The organism is Nostoc sp. 'Lobaria pulmonaria (5183) cyanobiont' (genome assembly GCF_002949795.1).
GTDB lineage: Bacteria > Cyanobacteriota > Cyanobacteriia > Cyanobacteriales > Nostocaceae > Nostoc.
In genome coordinates, this window is the sequence record NZ_CP026692.1 from 1,620,935 (window position 1) to 1,638,033 (window position 17,099).

The following is a 17,099-nucleotide window of genomic DNA, read 5'->3' on the forward strand; positions in this document are numbered from 1 at the left end:
AAGCAAATGCGTAATGTTGTTGTTTAACTGTGCCAAAATTGATAGGCTTATAAGTTTGTCTTGCCTAGTTAATCAGTTCTCGCACAATCACCCCTCAGTTTTATGCAACCTCGTAAACCCCAGCAAATTGCTCGTGAATTGGCGCTTTTAAGCCTCAGCCAATTGCCAGTCAACCCAAAGAAATTAGAGAAATTGGAAGACGATCAACTAGTATCCAAGTTGCTACTAGGAGCAGTACGCACTCTGACCTCAGAAGTACAAGATACCCTCGATAATGCCGCAGGTGAACTACAACGCAGTAACGATCGCCTCTTAAGTAGCCAAACTCGGGCCTCCGACCTCAATACTGCTAGAACCATGCTTCAAGAAGCGATCGGCTGCACCCAGACAGCAATCAATCAGTTGGGTACAGCACTTGATTTCCCAGTATTGATTCAGTTAGCTAATCAGGACAAGGGAGTTCGGAATTACGCCAAAGAGCTTGTGATTACCGTCAACGAAAATCGACACATTATAGATGAACTCATTTCTGCTGCCTTAGTAGATTGGCAAGTAACTCGTCTCGCCCAAATTGACCGCGATATCTTGCAAATCGCTGTGGCAGAAATGAAGTTCTTAGGAGTTCCAGACAGTATTGCCATCAATGAAGCTGTGGAGCTAGCCAAACGCTACAGTGGAGACGATGGTCATCGCTTTATTAATGGTGTTTTGCGCCGAGTCACTGAGCAGAAAAAAACTGCGTAGTACTGCCGCGGAATTCATAATTTCTATACTGCTGTGGAAAAAAGTCTGTAGCCGCTTCTGCGGCTTCCTCCAAGGGAAACTTCTCCCTTTGAGAGTAAGAGTAAATCTACACTAACGCAAAAAACTCTCTGTTGTAACGATTCTCCTCAAACGGGCGTTGAAAGGTGAGGATAACCCGAAAGTTTTCACCCCAAGAAAAAGTGCAAAGTTAAATTAAACTCATAACTTATAACTTATAACTCATATAACTAATACTGCTGCAATGGTTTTTAATTGGTTCCGTCGTCAACATAACGATTCCTCTAACACTCCCTCTGATAAGAAACAGGAAGAAACTTCTCCTGCACAAGAACCCCAACCAGAGCCAGCCAAAACCTCAACGCCAACTGCTGAAACTGCACCAGACACAACGACAGACTTATTGGCATTTGCTAAAGCAGCCTACAAAAATATTCAGCAAAAACAGCAAGTTGAGGTAGTAGAAACCCCACCCGATCCAGCAGATACCTTAGCATCATTAATACAACCTGAAACCGTAGAAACGGTCATTGCAGAAATCACTGAAGCAGAAGCAACTGAGGAACCTGCTAGTATAATCGTAGAAACTACACAGTCAGAAGTTCAAGCTCCTAGTGAGGAAGAAATTACAGAAGATTCCTCAGTGGCAGCAATTGCCGCTCGGCCAGATGTTTCCAGTTCAGAACTCACGGCAAGTGAAGTTGAACCAACACCCACCGAACCACTAGCTACGCCAGAGGCAACACAGCCAACAGCACCATCCTTCTTAGAACGGGCGGCGGCAGAACGGCAAGCCAAGCTAGAACAACTAATAGCCACTGCCATTGAAGTTCCAGAACCGGAGGTAGTACAGCCAGTAGCGACAACCTCAGAAACAGGAGAGGAAATTTCTGGACTGCTATTTGATGATGGCTTTGTCTGGTCAGCGAAAGTTCTAGCAGCTCAAGGTAGAAGTGCAGAAGACGTTTCTATTGAAGAAATTACCTGGCTGAAAAAGCTTCGGCAAGGATTAGACAAAACTCGCCGTAGTATTCTCAACCAACTGAAGGCGATCGTTGGTCAAGGGCCGCTAAACCTTGCTGCTGTGACGGAAATTGAGGCATTGCTTTTGCAAGCTGATGTGGGTGTAGAGGCGACAGACTTTATTATCAATGCCCTCCAGACAAAACTTCGAGAAGAAGTTACCGCACCCGAAGAAGCGATCGCTTTCCTGAAAAAAATTCTCCGGGATATGCTGGATGCACCGAGCAAAACATCCCACAAAACTACCTTTACCCCAGAAAAAGAAACCTTGAATATTTGGTTAATTACTGGGGTGAATGGTGCTGGTAAAACCACCACTATCGGTAAAATTGCCCATCTTGGACAAAAATCTGGCTATAAATGCCTGATTGGGGCAGCAGACACCTTCCGCGCCGCTGCCGTGGAACAGGTGAAGGTTTGGGGTAGTAGAAGCGGCGTGGATGTAATTGCCAATCCAGGAAAGAATACAGATCCGGCAGCAGTTGTATTTGATGCGATCGCGGCCGCCCAAGCACGTCAAACCGAATTACTTCTGGTAGATACAGCTGGGCGACTGCAAAACAAGAAAAATTTAATGGATGAACTCGGTAAAATCCGACGAATTATCGATAAAAAAGCCCCAAATGCCAAGGTAGAATCACTATTGGTTTTAGATGCCACTTTAGGTCAAAATGGACTGCGGCAAGCTGAAGTTTTTTCCCAAGCTGCCCAACTCAGTGGTGTTGTCTTAACCAAGCTGGATGGTACTGCCAAAGGCGGCGTTGCCCTTGCCGTTGTGCAGCAGCTAGGTTTACCCATTCGCTTTATTGGTGCTGGCGAAGGAATTGAAGACCTACGCCCCTTTTCGAGCTATGAGTTTGTCGAAGCTCTCTTGAGTGGTTAGTTGAAAAATTTCGAGTTAAAAATTTTTCTTAACAAACTTAGGACTTACGCAATACTGTATGATTCTTCTCTGGGAGACACTGCGTGTTGGCGTAAGCTTCTGACGGAGAAAGAGATTCGATAAATTAAGCTTTTTAGCTATTTTTTCGTAAGTCCTAAAGCTGATAAATTTAGGGATGACCGATCTGTTATTATCACTTCAACTAACTAGAAACAGCTCAAGTCCTAAAATTATGAATTTGTCACAATAAATGGGTGACTTTTGCTAAAATTTCTAGCTAATGCCCTTTTTGAAGTCTTAAACGGGCTTTTTAAATGTAGTAGTACGGTATTTAGTGCGACATACAAAAGCCCCTAGACTTTCATCTTGCAGCAATTGAAAAGGGAATCGAGACGCTCACCCCCACACAACTATATTGTGGGATGGACAGCAGTCTCAGTGGTGAGCAGTGCGTTGGGGAACCAGCGCGGCTCATTTCAGCGCTACGGGAGGTTTTCCCTCCATAGGTGTCTGGTGTTGGCTATGGCGACTTGTTCGTGCAACGTCTCTCGATAGGTTTGAATTCTAATGGTTAAATGAAAACACTCTTTCTGACTTTTGACTTAAATTTATTGGAAGATGTTTCTTCTATTTTTAGTGTCATATCTTCTATTCATATCTTACACTTACCAAATGACTTACCCCTAAAATAAATTACAGGCTAATGGTTTAACTCTGTTACAGCTGACTCAAAAGATAGAGTTACTTCACTTTTGTCCCGTTTTGATGGGTTTAAGTTTTGCGTCTTCAGCAACTCAAAATTCGCAAAACGAGAAATTAAAAATGGAAAAGCTCAATCTTGGCGATTATCCCGGCAACTATGGTATACAAATTAAGTATTTGAAGACTTATTTATATATTCTCAGATTTGGGAATGAGTGTAAGTCTGTTTTTTACCAAGCCAAGCTCGATTTGAGCGCTTATAGAGGTTTTCACTCAAAAACTTGTAGTCTCCTAGTTTCCTCTGCCCAAACAGTCCCTCGGAAAGCGTTATAAATTATTCTTTGAATAAAGTATTTTTATGACTTTAGAGATATGCTTTGGGAATTAAGCTATGAAAAAATGAAAAGCTTTCTGAAATATCAGCAAAACTAGTAATTTTTACGGGTAAAGTTTGGACTAAAAATACATGATTTGAAATTACTAATATTCCATTAGAAATACAAGAAGCAAATAAAATACTTATAAAATTTGCCTGTTACGTCTTTATACTCTTGCTAAAATGACAAGTCTTGTCTAAATATGGTTTAGCAATGCCAAAAGATTTATAAGTAATCTAAAATCTGCCAATATAAAGTGCAATAATACCTGTGCCTGTGTCTCAACTGCCCTCTCAACCCATTGATAATAATAGTAGTGCCGCGACGGATGTCACACCAGTCGTGGCACTTAAAGAACTCGTGGCAAGGTTGCACCGGGAACAGAACAAAATTCAAGATTTGCTAAGTTCTTTAGGATTTGCCCTGAGAAGTTTTAATAATTTGAATCAGTTTTTGGAACTGATTCCGCTGATGGCAACAAGAGTGACAGATGCAGACGGTAGCGCCCTGTTTCTCTACAAACCTAATGGTCAAGTCAGGTTAGAACAGTTACATTGGCAAGATAGTGGCCAGCGCAAGAATATCCGCAAAGCGCTAGAAATAGCCAGTAGTCAAATCACGCTTTTGCCAAATACTGCCCCCCTAGCTAATGCCACAGGAATTTTAGATGACCAGATGCATCGCTATTTGGGGCCAGATGTACAAATCTTTGGTACGGCAATTCTGGTAAAGCATACAGAACGGGGATGGCTCTATGTCTTGAGCCGCGATCCAGAATATAGTTGGACAGAAACTAGGCAAAAGTTAGTTAGGTTAGTGGCAGACCAAACAGCAGTAGCGATCGAAAACGATGAACTAGCTGTAGAACTAAGAAAAAAAGAACGCCTAGACCAAGAACTAGAAATTGGCGCAGAAATTCAACGGCGACTTCTACCACGTCAATGCCCTACAGTTCCTGGTGCAGTCCTAGCGGCACGTTGTAAACCTGCCAATCGCGTCGGCGGAGACTACTACGACTTTATTGCTACCAATCATAATAAGATTCAGCCCAAGATCAAAGGTGGCACCGAAACTAGTCGCTGGGGTTTGGTTATTGGAGATGTCATGGGCAAAGGTGTCCCTGCTGGGCTGATTATGACGATGATGCGGGGAATGCTACGAGGAGAAGTGCTACATGGTAATTCCCCCGCCAGAATTCTACAAAACTTAAATAGAGTTATGTATGCGGATTTGGAAAATTCCCATCGCTTTGTAACACTATTTTACTCCGAATATAACCCCTACAGCCGAATTCTGTCTTATAGCAATGCGGCACACAATCCTCCCTTGTGGTGGCACGCAGCTACAAAAACTGTCACCCGTTTAGATACTTTGGGAATGTTAATCGGTTTGGATGCCAACAGCCAATATGAAGATGCCCAGGCACAGTTAGAGCCTGGGGATACAATTATTTACTATACAGATGGTTTGACCGATGCTGCTGCTGCTGGTGGCGATCGCTTTGATGAAGACAATTTTGTTGCTGGCTTCAATACTGCTTGTAAATACTGCAATGGGCCAGAGGAGATTGTGGATTACTTATTTGACCAAGTTCAGCAATTCATCGGTGGTGATAAACAAAACACTGATGATATGACACTAGTTGTTCTGCAAATTTTATAATTATTGGGCATTTATACTCGGTCAAGTCATGAGTCAATGCTTGGGGTTATGGTGACAGAGGATTCACCACAGTGATTTTACTAAATTTAATTTTTTATTTATTTTTATTTAAATTTTCGTAGCGATCGCCCAAATGGTTGTACATCAACCTTTTTTGGTGAATTGTTTGTATTTAGCCTTTCGGATAATACATAAAAAATGATCGTTAGAATACTTTTCTGTTCAATTAAAAACTATATATTTTGCACATCTAGCACAGTAGGAAACGCTAAGGGGGAGAGCAGGTAAAAGGTAAAAGGTACAAGGTAAAAAGTAAAAGGTAAATTTACTTCTTCATTTTTGCTTTCTTTCTATCCTTGTGACGCAAGCATTTAGTCTGCTCACTTTTGGCGTTTTAATTTTTTCTTTCTCCGCCGTAGCAAGTTCACAACAGCTACGACGGAGTTTTGCTTTATTTATTTCTTAGGTCTAGACTTGGTTATTTTAAAATAATTCGTAATTGGTAATGACGCTTTCTAGCGCAGCGTCTCATAAAGAGTGTCATTACGAATTAGTAATTAGTTAAACTTCTTTAGTATTTAAGTTACTAACCCTCATTTAATAATTTGTCAAGATATACAGCAAAATTCAGAATTCAGAATTCAAGAGTAAAACACACTTTATATCTGGGTAACAGACGAATCGTTGTGTACCTCACTTTCCTTGAAATCTCCTGTCTCTGAAAACATTTTAGATGAAGAAAAATTTAGATAGCTATTCTATTCTTGCGCCCCAGCTTGTTGCAAACTCCGCACCACATTCTTATAACCATTAAATTCTGCAATCATCAAAGCAGTATAACCGCCCCGGTTTTTCAAATTCACATCTGCCCCAGCTTGGAGTAATAACTGCACAATTTCGCCATAACCTGCTGAAGCAGCCCACATCAATGATGTAGCCCTCGTTGAATCTTGAAAATTTACATCCGCCCCCTTTGCCAGCAACAAATGTACGATCTCTTTGTGTTTGCGTTCGGTTGCCTTGATCAAAGCAGTTTTGCCATCATCCCCTGGAGTGTTGACATCAGCACCATAGTCTAACAAAACTTGCACCGTTTGCGTGTGTCCTTGTGATGCAGCCAACGTTAAAGGTACTTCACCAAGATTTTTCCCATTTATATCTCCGCCAGAACGTAGCAGTGCCTCGACAATTTGGCTATGTCCCTGCAATGCTGCTACAAGCAGTGGTGTATCGCCCAGGTAGTTGCTAATTTGGACATCTGCACCCCTGTTAAGTAACATTTGCATTACATCAATGTAGCCTTCCACAACGGCAAGGTGTAAGGCAGTTTCACCATCTTTATCTTGGAGATTAATCTGGGCATCTCGATCTAGTAAAGCTGCTGCGATCGCACTGTGTCCAGCCGCTACTGCTGCTGATAGGGCAGTTCCACCATCAGCGTTTTTCACATTCACATCAGCCCCTGCTGCTAGCAGTGCTTCCACAATCTCTAGATGTCCCAAGTCTGCCGCTAGCATTAAGAGTGTCTCACCCTCCTCATCTCGGATATTGACATCAACACCAGTTTGGAGAATTGCTTCTATAACTTCTATTTTTCCCTGCTTCACGGCGAGTTTCAACGCCGTATCATCATCTCGATCTGCGATATTAACTTGGGCATCAGCAGCCAATAAAACTCGCACTACATCAATATGACCTTTAAGTACTGCTGCCATTAAAGCTGTACTGCCATCTTCATTAGTGGCATTAACATCTGCACCTCTAGATAGTAAAAGTTGCACAATGTCAAGCTGTTTGGCACTAGCCGCCAACATCAAAGCCGTCAAACCATAGAGTTTTCTGGGCAAGTTGATATTTGCCCCAGTATCCAGAAGCGATCGCACAATTTCGGTATAGCCTAAATTAGCAGCAAACATTAACGCCGTAGTGCCTTGGCGATCGCACGCGTCCACCCTCGTACCAGCCGCTAGTAGCGCACACAGCCCTTTAATATCACCACTTTTAGCAGCTTTAAGCAGCAAAGTATCTTTGTTTTCAGTCATGGATCAGATCCCACACAGGGGATTTTGTTCGTCTACCCTCAAAATTTAGTCTGAGATTGTTTATCCACTTTGGCAAGAGGCCGAAGGAAAATAGTCGGTGAGGATGGTGAGTCTCTTTTAATTTGTGCCAATTTAAGCACAGAAAATAGAGTTATGCTAATTTTTATGAAGATTTAATGATTAGGCGAGAACACGATGAGTCTGGAACTTTCTACGTCGGTAAAATATTGGCTGAACTTCGTCCATCCTGTGCTCATGTGGGCGCTATTAGCACTCTCAATTTATGCTGCCTATTTGGGGCTGCAAATACAGCGTACCAGAAATGCTCAGGGGGAAGAAAAGAAAGAACTGATTAAAGGTAGATATAACGTCAGACACTACCAAATGGGGTCTATACTCCTAGCTTTGATGGTAGCAGGTGCGATCGGTGCTATGGCTGTCACTTACATTAATAATGGCAAATTATTTTTCGGTTCTCACTTACTAGCAGGACTGGGTATGACGAGTTTGATTGCATTTTCTGCTGCTTTGTCTCCTTATATGCAGAAAGGGGCAAATTGGGCACGTGCAACTCACATTTTGTTGAATTTTATCCTTTTGGGACTTTTTGCTTGGCAGGCTGTTACTGGGGTGCAAATTGTCCAAAAAATTCTCACTCAAGCATAGTTAAGTATTCAGAAATCTAGAGTTTTTTGACTTTTAACCGGAGGCGGAGTGTCTTGAACTCCGCTTTTGACCGGAGGCAAAGTGTCTCCGGCATTGTTCTTGAATTACCACTTTTTCTTAGAATTACCAGGAAAAGGTATTTCCAAAGATTTATGAAAATCTTCCTGAACTTTGCGAGTTAAGCGGCGGGAGACTTGGCGGACAATTTGATTAAGTAAGCGATCGCCTGTAGATTGAATTATAGACTGGGGTAATCGCTGAATAAATCTGGGAAAGTGAAGATAAACTATCAAATCCAATTCCCATTCAACTCTTGTAACCTTACCAATGCCAGTAGAAACATCGGTTTCTATTAACTGTAGAGATGCGTGATAGTCTACGTCATAACCAGGCGGTTGGTAGTCAGGAATGGGGATTGTACGGATGCGGTAAATACCCTCCTCAGAGGGCAACAATTCCAGACCAATTTTCGGTTCTACTTCATAACCAAAAGAACCAAAACGACCAATTGTTAAAGCATAGCCATTTTCCCCAAGTGATTGTACCTTCATGGGTTCAGCGCAGCGCGAAAACCATGAGGCGTGAGCATTAAGATACTCAGCAACCTTTTCTACAGGGGCAGCCATTTCCATAAAATCTTGATAACGACCGTAAAATTTTGTGAGCGTCGCTACATTTGTTTCTGTTAACGTCTCCTCGGCTTCTTGGCTGGACGCTACAGGTAAAACTGCTTCTGTTATTTCCCAGGATTTATATTCGCCTTTTCTTGAAAGCATAAATGCATTACTGTATATTTTGGCGTTAGTCTATATTAATGATTCCCCACACACCTGGGTCATTTCGCATTCAGATCCCATTTTGACAGAAACCTCATTAATCTGCGATCGACTCCATAGAATTACTAAAATAAAGAACTGAACAAGCACACAATAGTTTCCCAGGATAGCATTTATCATGAAAGCATTTGTAGCAGGGGCAACAGGTGAAACAGGTCGCCGGATTGTGCAAGAATTGATAGCACGGAATATTCCCGTCCGAGCTTTGGTGCGGGATATAGAGAAAGCTAGGGGTATTCTGTCTCCTGAAGCCGAATTAGTGGTAGGCGACGTGTTACAACCAGAGAGTTTAACTGCTGCGTTGGGAGATAGCACAGTTGTGCTGGTTGCGACTGGGGCAAAACCTAGCTTTGACCCCACTGGCCCCTATAAAGTGGATTTTGAAGGGACTAAAAATTTAGTAGATGCTGCTAAGGCAAAGGGAATTGAGCATCTTATCTTAGTTTCTTCTTTGTGTACTTCTCGGCTTTTCCATCCTCTGAACTTGTTTTGGCTAATTTTATTGTGGAAAAAACAAGCTGAAGAGTATATTCAGAAAAGTGGTCTTACTTATACAATTGTCCGGCCTGGGGGGTTGAAGAATGAAGACAACTCCGACCGCATCGTGATGCAGAGTGCAGATACACTGTTTGATGGTAGTATCCCCAGGCAGAAAGTCGCCCAAGTTGCTGTTGAGGCGCTGTTAGAAGCAGATGCACGCAATAAAATTGTCGAAATTGTTGCTAAACCTGAAGCAGTCTCAAAAAGCTTTAAGGAGCTATTTCAGCAGTGCTGATATTTTACAGGATTTTATTGCTTCTGCCTCTTATTCTCATCCCCAAGATCATCGGCTCACATCTTTGTGTAAAAGTGATGCCTACGCACTTTTTCAATTAGCTTGTATTATCTAAATTGACCGCTCTTTGATTCCACTCCCTAAAGCGATCGCTCCATCTCCTCTGCAAGGGTTTGTTCCCAAATTGGCAGATCCTCCGGTCGGTCAACATCAGCTAAGGGCAACAAGTCCGCGTATGATAAATTAAGTTTCTGAGCAATATCCACGGTTTTCTGGAATACTTGAGCAGTTCCCCACTCGATGTTAACGAATAGCTGCGGGATGGGTTGGCGTAAACCAATTAAGTAATATCCACCATCGAGCGCAGGTCCAAGTATGAGGTCAAAGGCGTCTAACTTCTCAAAGGCTGTTGCTAAAATCTGGGCATTCACTCCAGGGCAATCTGTACCAATGATAATTACTTTTTCTGCACCAGATTGAAAAGCATCAAAAAGCGATCGCGCCATCCGCAAACCTAGATCCCCTCCACCTTGAGACTGGTAAACCAAATCCAACCCCAACCAGTCTTGCATAAGTTGCGAATCGCCACCTGCAAACCGCACTTCCACAGATATAGCAACAGCTTTTTGCAATTCTTGAACCTGAAATATTGTATGCTCGGTCATTTCCCGTTGAAGATTGGCAGCACCAACAGTTCCCAAAACAGGTATCAATCGGGTTTTTGTCTTACCTGGTTCTGGATAGCGAGTGAAAACAATCAGGTGCTGTTTTGGGCTTGCTGGTAAGTTCAGCACACAATACCTTGGTTTAAACAACTAAAAATAATCTTAATAGCAATACTTGTCGTTTTCGTTGGCTCTAGGATGATCTTTTCCCGTTCGCATAGCCCCCAAAATTGTAGAAACATAGACACAACGTCTAGCTTTACCACCATTCAAGCTGTAGAAGGTTATCTGTCCTAATCCGCCTACTGTACACTGATTTCCAATTTCAGAGATAGGACAACCGTGATAGTTAAATAAAACTCGCCACATTTGCTGTGAAGTATGTTTTTGTAAAGTTGTTTCCTTTTTTCCTTTATTGTTTTCCTCTTCGTAAATGCGAATATTTGGCTCAAGATTATGCCATAGGGTACCACTGTTTTTAACAGTATCAGGAATGAACTGTCCTGCTTCTGCTTGATGAACTGCCCATTGCACAACACCATTTTCTATACGAAAACTGGCTTGCTTAGTCAATTTATCTTTGGTGGCTTGGCTTTGTGCTTGGCGCATAGCATAATAAGCCTCATTTTGGGAAGTGTTGAGACGGCGAGTCTCTACAAAAGCCAACCAATTGGATATTCCGATGGTACCTAATATACCAATTAATACAACGATAACTAACATCTCTAGTAAGGTAAAACCACTGTTAGAGTAATTATTCCAGAGATTTTTTGCATTAACTAGAGATCGTAAATGCACTTGGATATCCATTTTTGCTTTCTGGTCGATTTTCAGCTACCCAGATGTTGAGCAATGTTTCAGCTTCTTGGCTTCTGACTTCGCGCCGATCAATAATACTGTAGAGCAAGGTGGGCGAAGTAAAAATTATGAGGATTTTCAAGAATAATTTTAAGCTGAAATTTATATTTTGAAGTCTTGAAGGGTCGTTAATAAAATACTTCCACAGAAATCTAGCAGCGGCTAGACCTTTTTGCCGATTAAATGGCTTTTGTAGAGCTTTGCAGGCCAGATATTTATATAAATTTGCTAGGCTTATATTCCAACTCTGCTTAAGTGTTGAAGGTTTTTCCTTATACGCTTTCTCAAGCACTTGCAAGCAGGTTTTTTCCTGTCTGACAAGATTGGAAGAAACTGAATTAGTGCTTATGCGATATAAGATTTGTACAGATGGTACACAGATAAAATCAAAGTTGGAGGCTAATCGCAGCCACATATCCAAATCCTGAGCCGCAGTTAGAGATTCATCAAAGCCACCTAACTTAATTAAAGCCTCTCTACAAATTAAGGGATTGGAGCCATTCTCTAGAAAGTTACTTAGCAATAAACTTTCATAAATATTTGCATTTAGATTAATGCGCTTACCTGAAAGCACCAATTTACCATTCGCATCAATATAATCAGTCCAACTGTAAGCAACTTTCGCAGTCGAATTTTCTTGCAGAGCCTTTAATTGAGATTCAAGTTTATCAGGTGTCCAAAGATCATCTGCATCTAAGAAACTAACAAATTTTCCAACTGCACGGTTTAGCCCTCGGTTACGACTGACGTTTCCGCCAGCGTTGGGATAAGAAAATATTTTTATTCGAGCGTCTTTAATTTGTGTAATAATCTCTAAAGTTGAGTCTTGCGAACCATCGTTTATTACAATTAATTCAAAGTTAGTAAAAGTTTGATTTAAAACAGATTGAATTGTTTCTTTAATGGTTTTTTCGCTATTGTAAGCTGGTATAATTACAGAAATAACTGTTACATCAAAAGCTGATTTAATCATTTTGTTGTATTTCCTAAAATTCTGTCTAATTTCCATCTTAGAGAATAAAAAGGACTGACCATGCTAGCCAAGTAAAAATTAATTTCAAAAAGGATAATTAAATTAGTTTTTAATTGACCTCTATACTTAATAAAATGCTGTAATACTCGTTGTAGATTTCCTAAGATAGTTTTAATTAAAACTATTGGTTTTTGCCAGGTTTTAGCATTGATTAAGCGTAGCTGGAAAATACACAGACCACAACCACGCGCTAGCAGCAGCAAATAATCTTGTTCTAACCTCCAATGTGGGATTTGATGATTGATATGCATTGCAGGATTATACCAGATTTCCCAACCTGCTTTGTGTAAATATAAGAGAGCTTCTGTATCATCCCCCCCAACCATCAAATTACTCAGTCTACCCTTAAAAACCAATTCTTCAGGAACACTTTCACACCAAGCTTGCTTACGAACAACCAACCCAGCTCCTGGAGGAAGTCTTAAATTATCTGCATCAAATAAATATGGTTGTAGTCCATGTTCCCTGATAGCTAGAAAGGCTTGAATTCTTGTAAAATCTTTTGGGGGGCTTACTTCAAAATCACCGTGGATTTGACCACTCCAGGCACCAGCATGAGGATTCTCTTTGCCAAAAGTATAAGACTGGAAAACCCAATCAGATGCAGGGAGATTATCATCATCCATGAATGCAATAAACTCACCTCTAGCTTCATTAATAGCCCGCATTCTTGCAAATGCTATTCCCTGTTGTTTTTCTTGAAAATACCTCAATTTAAAGTTTTGATTAAATTTATTTTGGTAACAATCAGTTACTTTATTCGTCTCATCTTTACTATTGTTGTCAATAATAATAACTTCCCAATTTAGGCTTTCTATACCTATTTGATTGAGTAGCAAATCTAAAACTTTAGGCAAACGCTTTGCACCATTGTATGTAGGAATAGCTACCGTTAAATCTAATTTTTCAATATCCATATACATAATAAATAAATAAACAAACAAAAGATTAATTTCTAATTATATTTTTATTTAAATAGCCATGTTTCCAAAGATAAAAAGGACTAATAAAGCTACTTAAAAATAGTTGCATTTCGCAAGCAGCTACTAAATCAGTTCTCACCATAGTTCGATATTTAAGTAAGTGTAAAATAATTTTACGCAGGTCATTTATCATATAAGCGAAAAAAGCAACTGGTCTATATATCTGTTTCACATTAACCATTCTAGTTACGTAACGGCTAAATCCAATACCTCTAAAAAATGGAATTAAATAATCTTTTTGCAAACGAAGTTTAGGTATTTTGTGATAAATTTCCATTTCTGGGTTGTACCAAACTTCCCATCCTGCTTTTTGGATATAAGACAACATTTCTAAGTCTTCACTGGTAAGCATACTGCCTTTAACTCTCCCAGTTAAAATAGACTTATCTGGTACACTTTCTAACCAGGCTTGTTTACGGACAACAAGTCCGGCAGATGGTGGTAGTAATTTTTTAGATGCTTCATATAAGAGTGGTAAATTACCTCGCTCTGTAATTGCTAAGAATGGAGCAATTCGCTGAAAGTTTTCCGGTGGTTCTACTTCCCAGTCAGGATGAATTTGGCTGCCATAAGCTCCCGTCTTCGGATATTTTTCACCAAAAATATAAGCTGCTAATACCCAATTTGATGCTGGGTAGTTGTCATCATCTAGAAAACCTATGAGTCTACCTTTAGCTTCTGCAACTGCCCTTTTTCGGGCATAAGCTGCGCCTTGTTTTGCTTCATAGCAATACTTTAAAGGGTAAGGACATTGCCAATCTTTTTGATAGGTTTGAACAACTTTAGCTGTGTTATCAGTGCTGTTGTTGTCTACAACTATAATTTCCCAAGATAAATTTTCGGTGTGAAGTTGGTTTTGCAGTCGTTCTAGTAGTTCAGGCAAACGACTTTCACCGTTATAAGTTGGGATAGCTACAGTAAAGTCAAGGTTCTCAGTCATTTTCCGAAAAGTATATTTTGATGATGACGCTTTTTATTATGTTCAGGCAATGGCTAATTTATCAATGGCTCTCTCTTATAAATCTATTAAACATTAAAACTGCACATGATGTTTCAATTTTGCTATCAATGTGCAGTTTTATGTACAGCAATATTACGTATTTTTAAATAAATATTGGTAGTTAAATTACTTAACTGCATTTATCATCTTTTGCTGTCAGCATTGAGCCTAAGAGAGTTTTCACAATGACGCATCGCTTTACGCTACCAGCCGATGTAGGATTTGCAGAGCTTGGTACAGCTACCACTATTTTTAACCCAGGTGGCTCTGTACCTGCTGCGACTGTTCCAAAGTTATTTGGCAAAGTTAGAGCTCCCATATAGTCAAAAGTAATTTTTGCTGATGTACTTAAAGGGTATGAGACAGGAGAATTAGTAGTAGTATTAGCAATGTTTTCTCCACTAAGATTTCCACCCAGCAAAAATTTATCAGAATTGGCTCCCACATCGCCCCCTAAAGGTTTCCATGTCCATGTGGCGGTTGCTGCATCGGTACGATAAATAGCAACCTCTACATTTTGGGTTGTGCTATTTCTCTGAAAACTGACACTGTAGCTAAGTTTTTTGTTTTTAGCTTCACGTTGTGCTTGTTGCAGTGCGGCGAAAACGGCATCGTTAATCTTATTTATTTGTTGTCGATTTATAAAGGCAGCCCAACCAGGAGCTGCGATCGCAGCTAAAATTCCTACTAACAGCAGTACTACTATTAACTCTATAAGACTAAATCCAGCATCTTGTTGATTGTAGCCATCGGTAGAGGGTCTATTTGCTAAATATTGCTGCTTTAGCTTTGTTTCTCGGCTGTGCAACTGGAAATAATTTAATAGTCTTAAACTAGGAATATTCGGCATACTATCCTGCTTTTATTAATATTTGTCAAAGATAAAAGCTATTTGGTAAAGATAAAGCTACTTCCTTGAACCTTAATGTTCGCACTCGGAAAATAACTAGATTGATTCTGCGCGTAACGTACTTTAGTTTCATCATTTTGTATTAGGCGAGCTTGTGCATTACCTCTTAAATAAACTTCCGCAGCACTTCTATTATCTGCGCCAACTGAATTTATACAAGCATAGAATCCTGTTTTGACAGTAGTTGCTGCTACTGGAACTTGATTAAAGCCAGTAGAGCATGTTGCTGCTGGCGCTCCCTGTGCTATTGTTGTTTGATCTATAAAATCAACCAACACCACGGGAACTTGATCGTAAGTCCCCCCTCTTGCCCAACTATTCATTTTTGCTTGTAATGTTATGCCCTTTTGTGACAAGTCAAATGGTTTAAAACCTTTATCTGGACATGGGAGATATTTTTCGGTGGGAAATCCATCGCAAGCACCTACTGCTACTGTAGCAGCAGTACTTGGAACGCCATCTTTAATTTCCCATCTAGCAATGCGTGCAGCGTTAGACCAAGTAGTATTAGTGTCTTTAATTAAATAGTAGGCAACTAATGAGTAAACAAAAGTATCATCTTTTTGAGTGCCTGTAATTGTAATTGTTTGACTAAGTAACTCTCGTTTCCAAAAAACAAGCACAGGAACTTTATCTGTTCCACTAGGTAGTTGATTCCCAGTTGTACTTGCATTTGGGCAAGTATTAGCGGCACTAGCATCAACAGTACCGCTTAGACAAGCAATTCCAGTCGCATCATATATATATATTGCTTGTTGGAGATCGCGAGTAATATAATCTAGTGCAGCTTTAATTTCTTGCTCAGAGTTTGCTTTGGCTTGTTCCTGACCATCAGTGTTTAAAACACTGATCATAAAACTTAGTAACGGCGTAATTACTAAAAATGCAATGAGCATAGCCACCAATAATTCAATCAGGGTGAAGCCACTATTTTTGTTTTGTTTGTGAGAGGGTTTTAGCTGAGTACTTAACAGCCACCTCAATATATTCATTTTGCTACAGGTTCTCCTTAGTGACCGATACTGAGTCATGAAATCATTTATGTTTACCGGGTTAATAATGGTTAACAACCACCAAGGCGATTGCACAAAGCGCTATAAGAGCTTTGACCCCTGACAATTTCAGTTGTCATTTCTACTAGGGGTGCTTTGCGATCGCCTAGTCCCCCTGTGAATGTTGCTGCTGTTTTTCCATTGCTGTCACTACTTTTTTTCAAGCTACCAGTACCGATGAAGGCATCTGAACGATATACCCGAACTCCCAAACGATAGCTTTGACCGCTATCAATTTGAGCGCTACTTGTGCTGATAGTTCCAACTGCATTGCCAAAAGCCTGAATGTAAAACTGAACTGGACTGGTTGTTTTGTAGGTTGTACAGTCGCTTGGTAGATTTATTTTGCCATCATTGTGAAAGCAATACAAACTAGTTGCGTCTGCGGGAACACCTGCACTACTGATTAAATAGTCACCACTGGTAGTTGAGCTTGATACTGTTCTAGGTGCAGCAGCAGTTGCAGCACTAAGTGAAGTAGTATTTGATACTTGATCTTCTGGGATTGTTTTAGACTTAATAGCATCAATGAAGGCTTTAGCCGCTCCTGTTGCCAATTCGACCCGTTTAGCTTGCACACGAGTTGCTGTTGACATTACTAAGACAGGTGCGATCGCTACTAGCAAAATGGCAACTACGAGGATCGCCACAAGCGACTCAATGATCGTAAAACCTGATTCGTTAGACTGGGCAGATAATTCTTGTAGTTGGCGCGGGTTCATACTCAATTTTTTAATACTATGTTTTAAAGTAATTTGCGATCGGGTGTAATACACTCTTAACCTGTCTCCAAACCTTGTAGGGGAGAGGCTTTGAATTTTCCCCTCTTCCCGAATGGCGAAGAGGGGGCTGGGCTAGGTCTGTTAACGT

General features: G+C 40.6%; 15 protein-coding genes. 5 read left to right on the plus strand and 10 right to left on the minus strand.

Annotation, left to right across the window (positions count from 1 at the left end):
• Positions 1–102: 102 nt before the first annotated feature.
• The 3 genes from nusB to NLP_RS06985 all read left to right on the plus strand — a co-directional run bounded on the left by nusB (position 103) and on the right by NLP_RS06985 (position 5,409).
• Complete coding sequence (gene nusB, locus NLP_RS06970) at positions 103–744, plus strand: transcription antitermination factor NusB (RefSeq protein ID WP_104905756.1); 642 nt, start codon at positions 103–105, stop codon at positions 742–744.
• A 262-nt stretch (positions 745–1,006) separates the two neighbouring features.
• Entirely contained in the window at positions 1,007–2,668 is a 1,662-nt protein-coding gene (ftsY, locus tag NLP_RS06975; RefSeq protein ID WP_104905757.1) for a signal recognition particle-docking protein FtsY, read from the plus strand.
• Positions 2,669–4,017: 1,349 nt separating this feature from the next.
• Positions 4,018–5,409: a PP2C family protein-serine/threonine phosphatase gene (locus tag NLP_RS06985; RefSeq protein WP_104905759.1), complete on the plus strand. Its 1,392-nt coding sequence runs from the start codon at positions 4,018–4,020 to the stop codon at positions 5,407–5,409.
• Positions 5,410–6,167: 758 nt separating this feature from the next.
• Here NLP_RS06985 and NLP_RS06990 read toward each other — a convergent pair.
• Complete coding sequence (locus NLP_RS06990; protein ID WP_104905760.1) at positions 6,168–7,451, minus strand: ankyrin repeat domain-containing protein; 1,284 nt, start codon at positions 7,449–7,451, stop codon at positions 6,168–6,170.
• Positions 7,452–7,646: 195 nt separating this feature from the next.
• On the opposite strand from NLP_RS06990, the gene NLP_RS06995 reads away from it, so the two are divergent.
• Positions 7,647–8,117, plus strand: a complete 471-nt coding sequence (locus tag NLP_RS06995) for a DUF4079 domain-containing protein (RefSeq protein ID WP_104905761.1) — start codon at positions 7,647–7,649, stop codon at positions 8,115–8,117.
• A 104-nt stretch (positions 8,118–8,221) separates the two neighbouring features.
• On the opposite strand, the gene NLP_RS07000 is transcribed toward NLP_RS06995, so the two are convergent.
• The gene (locus tag NLP_RS07000) at positions 8,222–8,893 is read right to left on the minus strand and encodes a DUF1997 domain-containing protein (RefSeq protein ID WP_104905762.1); all 672 of its coding nucleotides are present in this window, start codon (positions 8,891–8,893) and stop codon (positions 8,222–8,224) included.
• A gap of 178 nt (positions 8,894–9,071) precedes the next feature.
• Here NLP_RS07000 and NLP_RS07005 point away from each other — a divergent pair, with 178 nt between their 5' ends.
• Positions 9,072–9,728 (plus strand): NAD(P)H-binding protein, encoded by a 657-nt coding sequence (locus NLP_RS07005; RefSeq protein WP_104905763.1) that lies wholly within the window; start codon positions 9,072–9,074, stop codon positions 9,726–9,728.
• Positions 9,729–9,868: 140 nt separating this feature from the next.
• Here the strand turns inward: NLP_RS07005 and NLP_RS07010 are convergent, their stop codons facing one another.
• The 8 genes from NLP_RS07010 to hpsB all read right to left on the minus strand — a co-directional run bounded on the left by NLP_RS07010 (position 9,869) and on the right by hpsB (position 16,951).
• Positions 9,869–10,522 carry a TIGR04282 family arsenosugar biosynthesis glycosyltransferase gene (locus NLP_RS07010; RefSeq protein ID WP_104905764.1) on the minus strand — a complete coding sequence of 218 codons (654 nt, stop codon included), beginning with the start codon at positions 10,520–10,522 and terminating at the stop codon, positions 9,869–9,871.
• A 33-nt stretch (positions 10,523–10,555) separates the two neighbouring features.
• On the minus strand, positions 10,556–11,203 hold the full coding sequence (locus NLP_RS07015; RefSeq protein ID WP_104905765.1) for a pilus assembly FimT family protein: 648 nt from the start codon (positions 11,201–11,203) through the stop codon (positions 10,556–10,558).
• On the minus strand, positions 11,169–12,224 hold the full coding sequence (locus NLP_RS07020; protein WP_104905766.1) for a glycosyltransferase: 1,056 nt from the start codon (positions 12,222–12,224) through the stop codon (positions 11,169–11,171). Before NLP_RS07020 ends, NLP_RS07015 begins: the two co-directional genes overlap by 35 nt.
• Entirely contained in the window at positions 12,221–13,201 is a 981-nt protein-coding gene (hpsE, locus tag NLP_RS07025; RefSeq protein ID WP_234017240.1) for a hormogonium polysaccharide biosynthesis glycosyltransferase HpsE, read from the minus strand. Before hpsE (NLP_RS07025) ends, NLP_RS07020 begins: the two co-directional genes overlap by 4 nt.
• Positions 13,202–13,232: 31 nt before the next feature.
• On the minus strand, positions 13,233–14,207 hold the full coding sequence (gene hpsE / locus NLP_RS07030; RefSeq protein WP_104905768.1) for a hormogonium polysaccharide biosynthesis glycosyltransferase HpsE: 975 nt from the start codon (positions 14,205–14,207) through the stop codon (positions 13,233–13,235).
• Positions 14,208–14,397: 190 nt separating this feature from the next.
• A complete protein-coding gene (locus NLP_RS07035) occupies positions 14,398–15,117 on the minus strand; it encodes a prepilin-type N-terminal cleavage/methylation domain-containing protein (protein ID WP_104905769.1) in 720 nt (239 codons plus the stop codon).
• A 38-nt stretch (positions 15,118–15,155) separates the two neighbouring features.
• On the minus strand, positions 15,156–16,169 hold the full coding sequence (hpsC, locus tag NLP_RS07040) for a hormogonium polysaccharide secretion pseudopilin HpsC (RefSeq protein WP_104905770.1): 1,014 nt from the start codon (positions 16,167–16,169) through the stop codon (positions 15,156–15,158).
• Between the two features lie 71 nt (positions 16,170–16,240).
• Positions 16,241–16,951, minus strand: coding sequence for a hormogonium polysaccharide secretion pseudopilin HpsB (hpsB, locus tag NLP_RS07045; protein ID WP_104905771.1), 711 nt, complete (start codon positions 16,949–16,951; stop codon positions 16,241–16,243).
• Between the last annotated feature and the right edge of the window lie 148 nt (positions 16,952–17,099).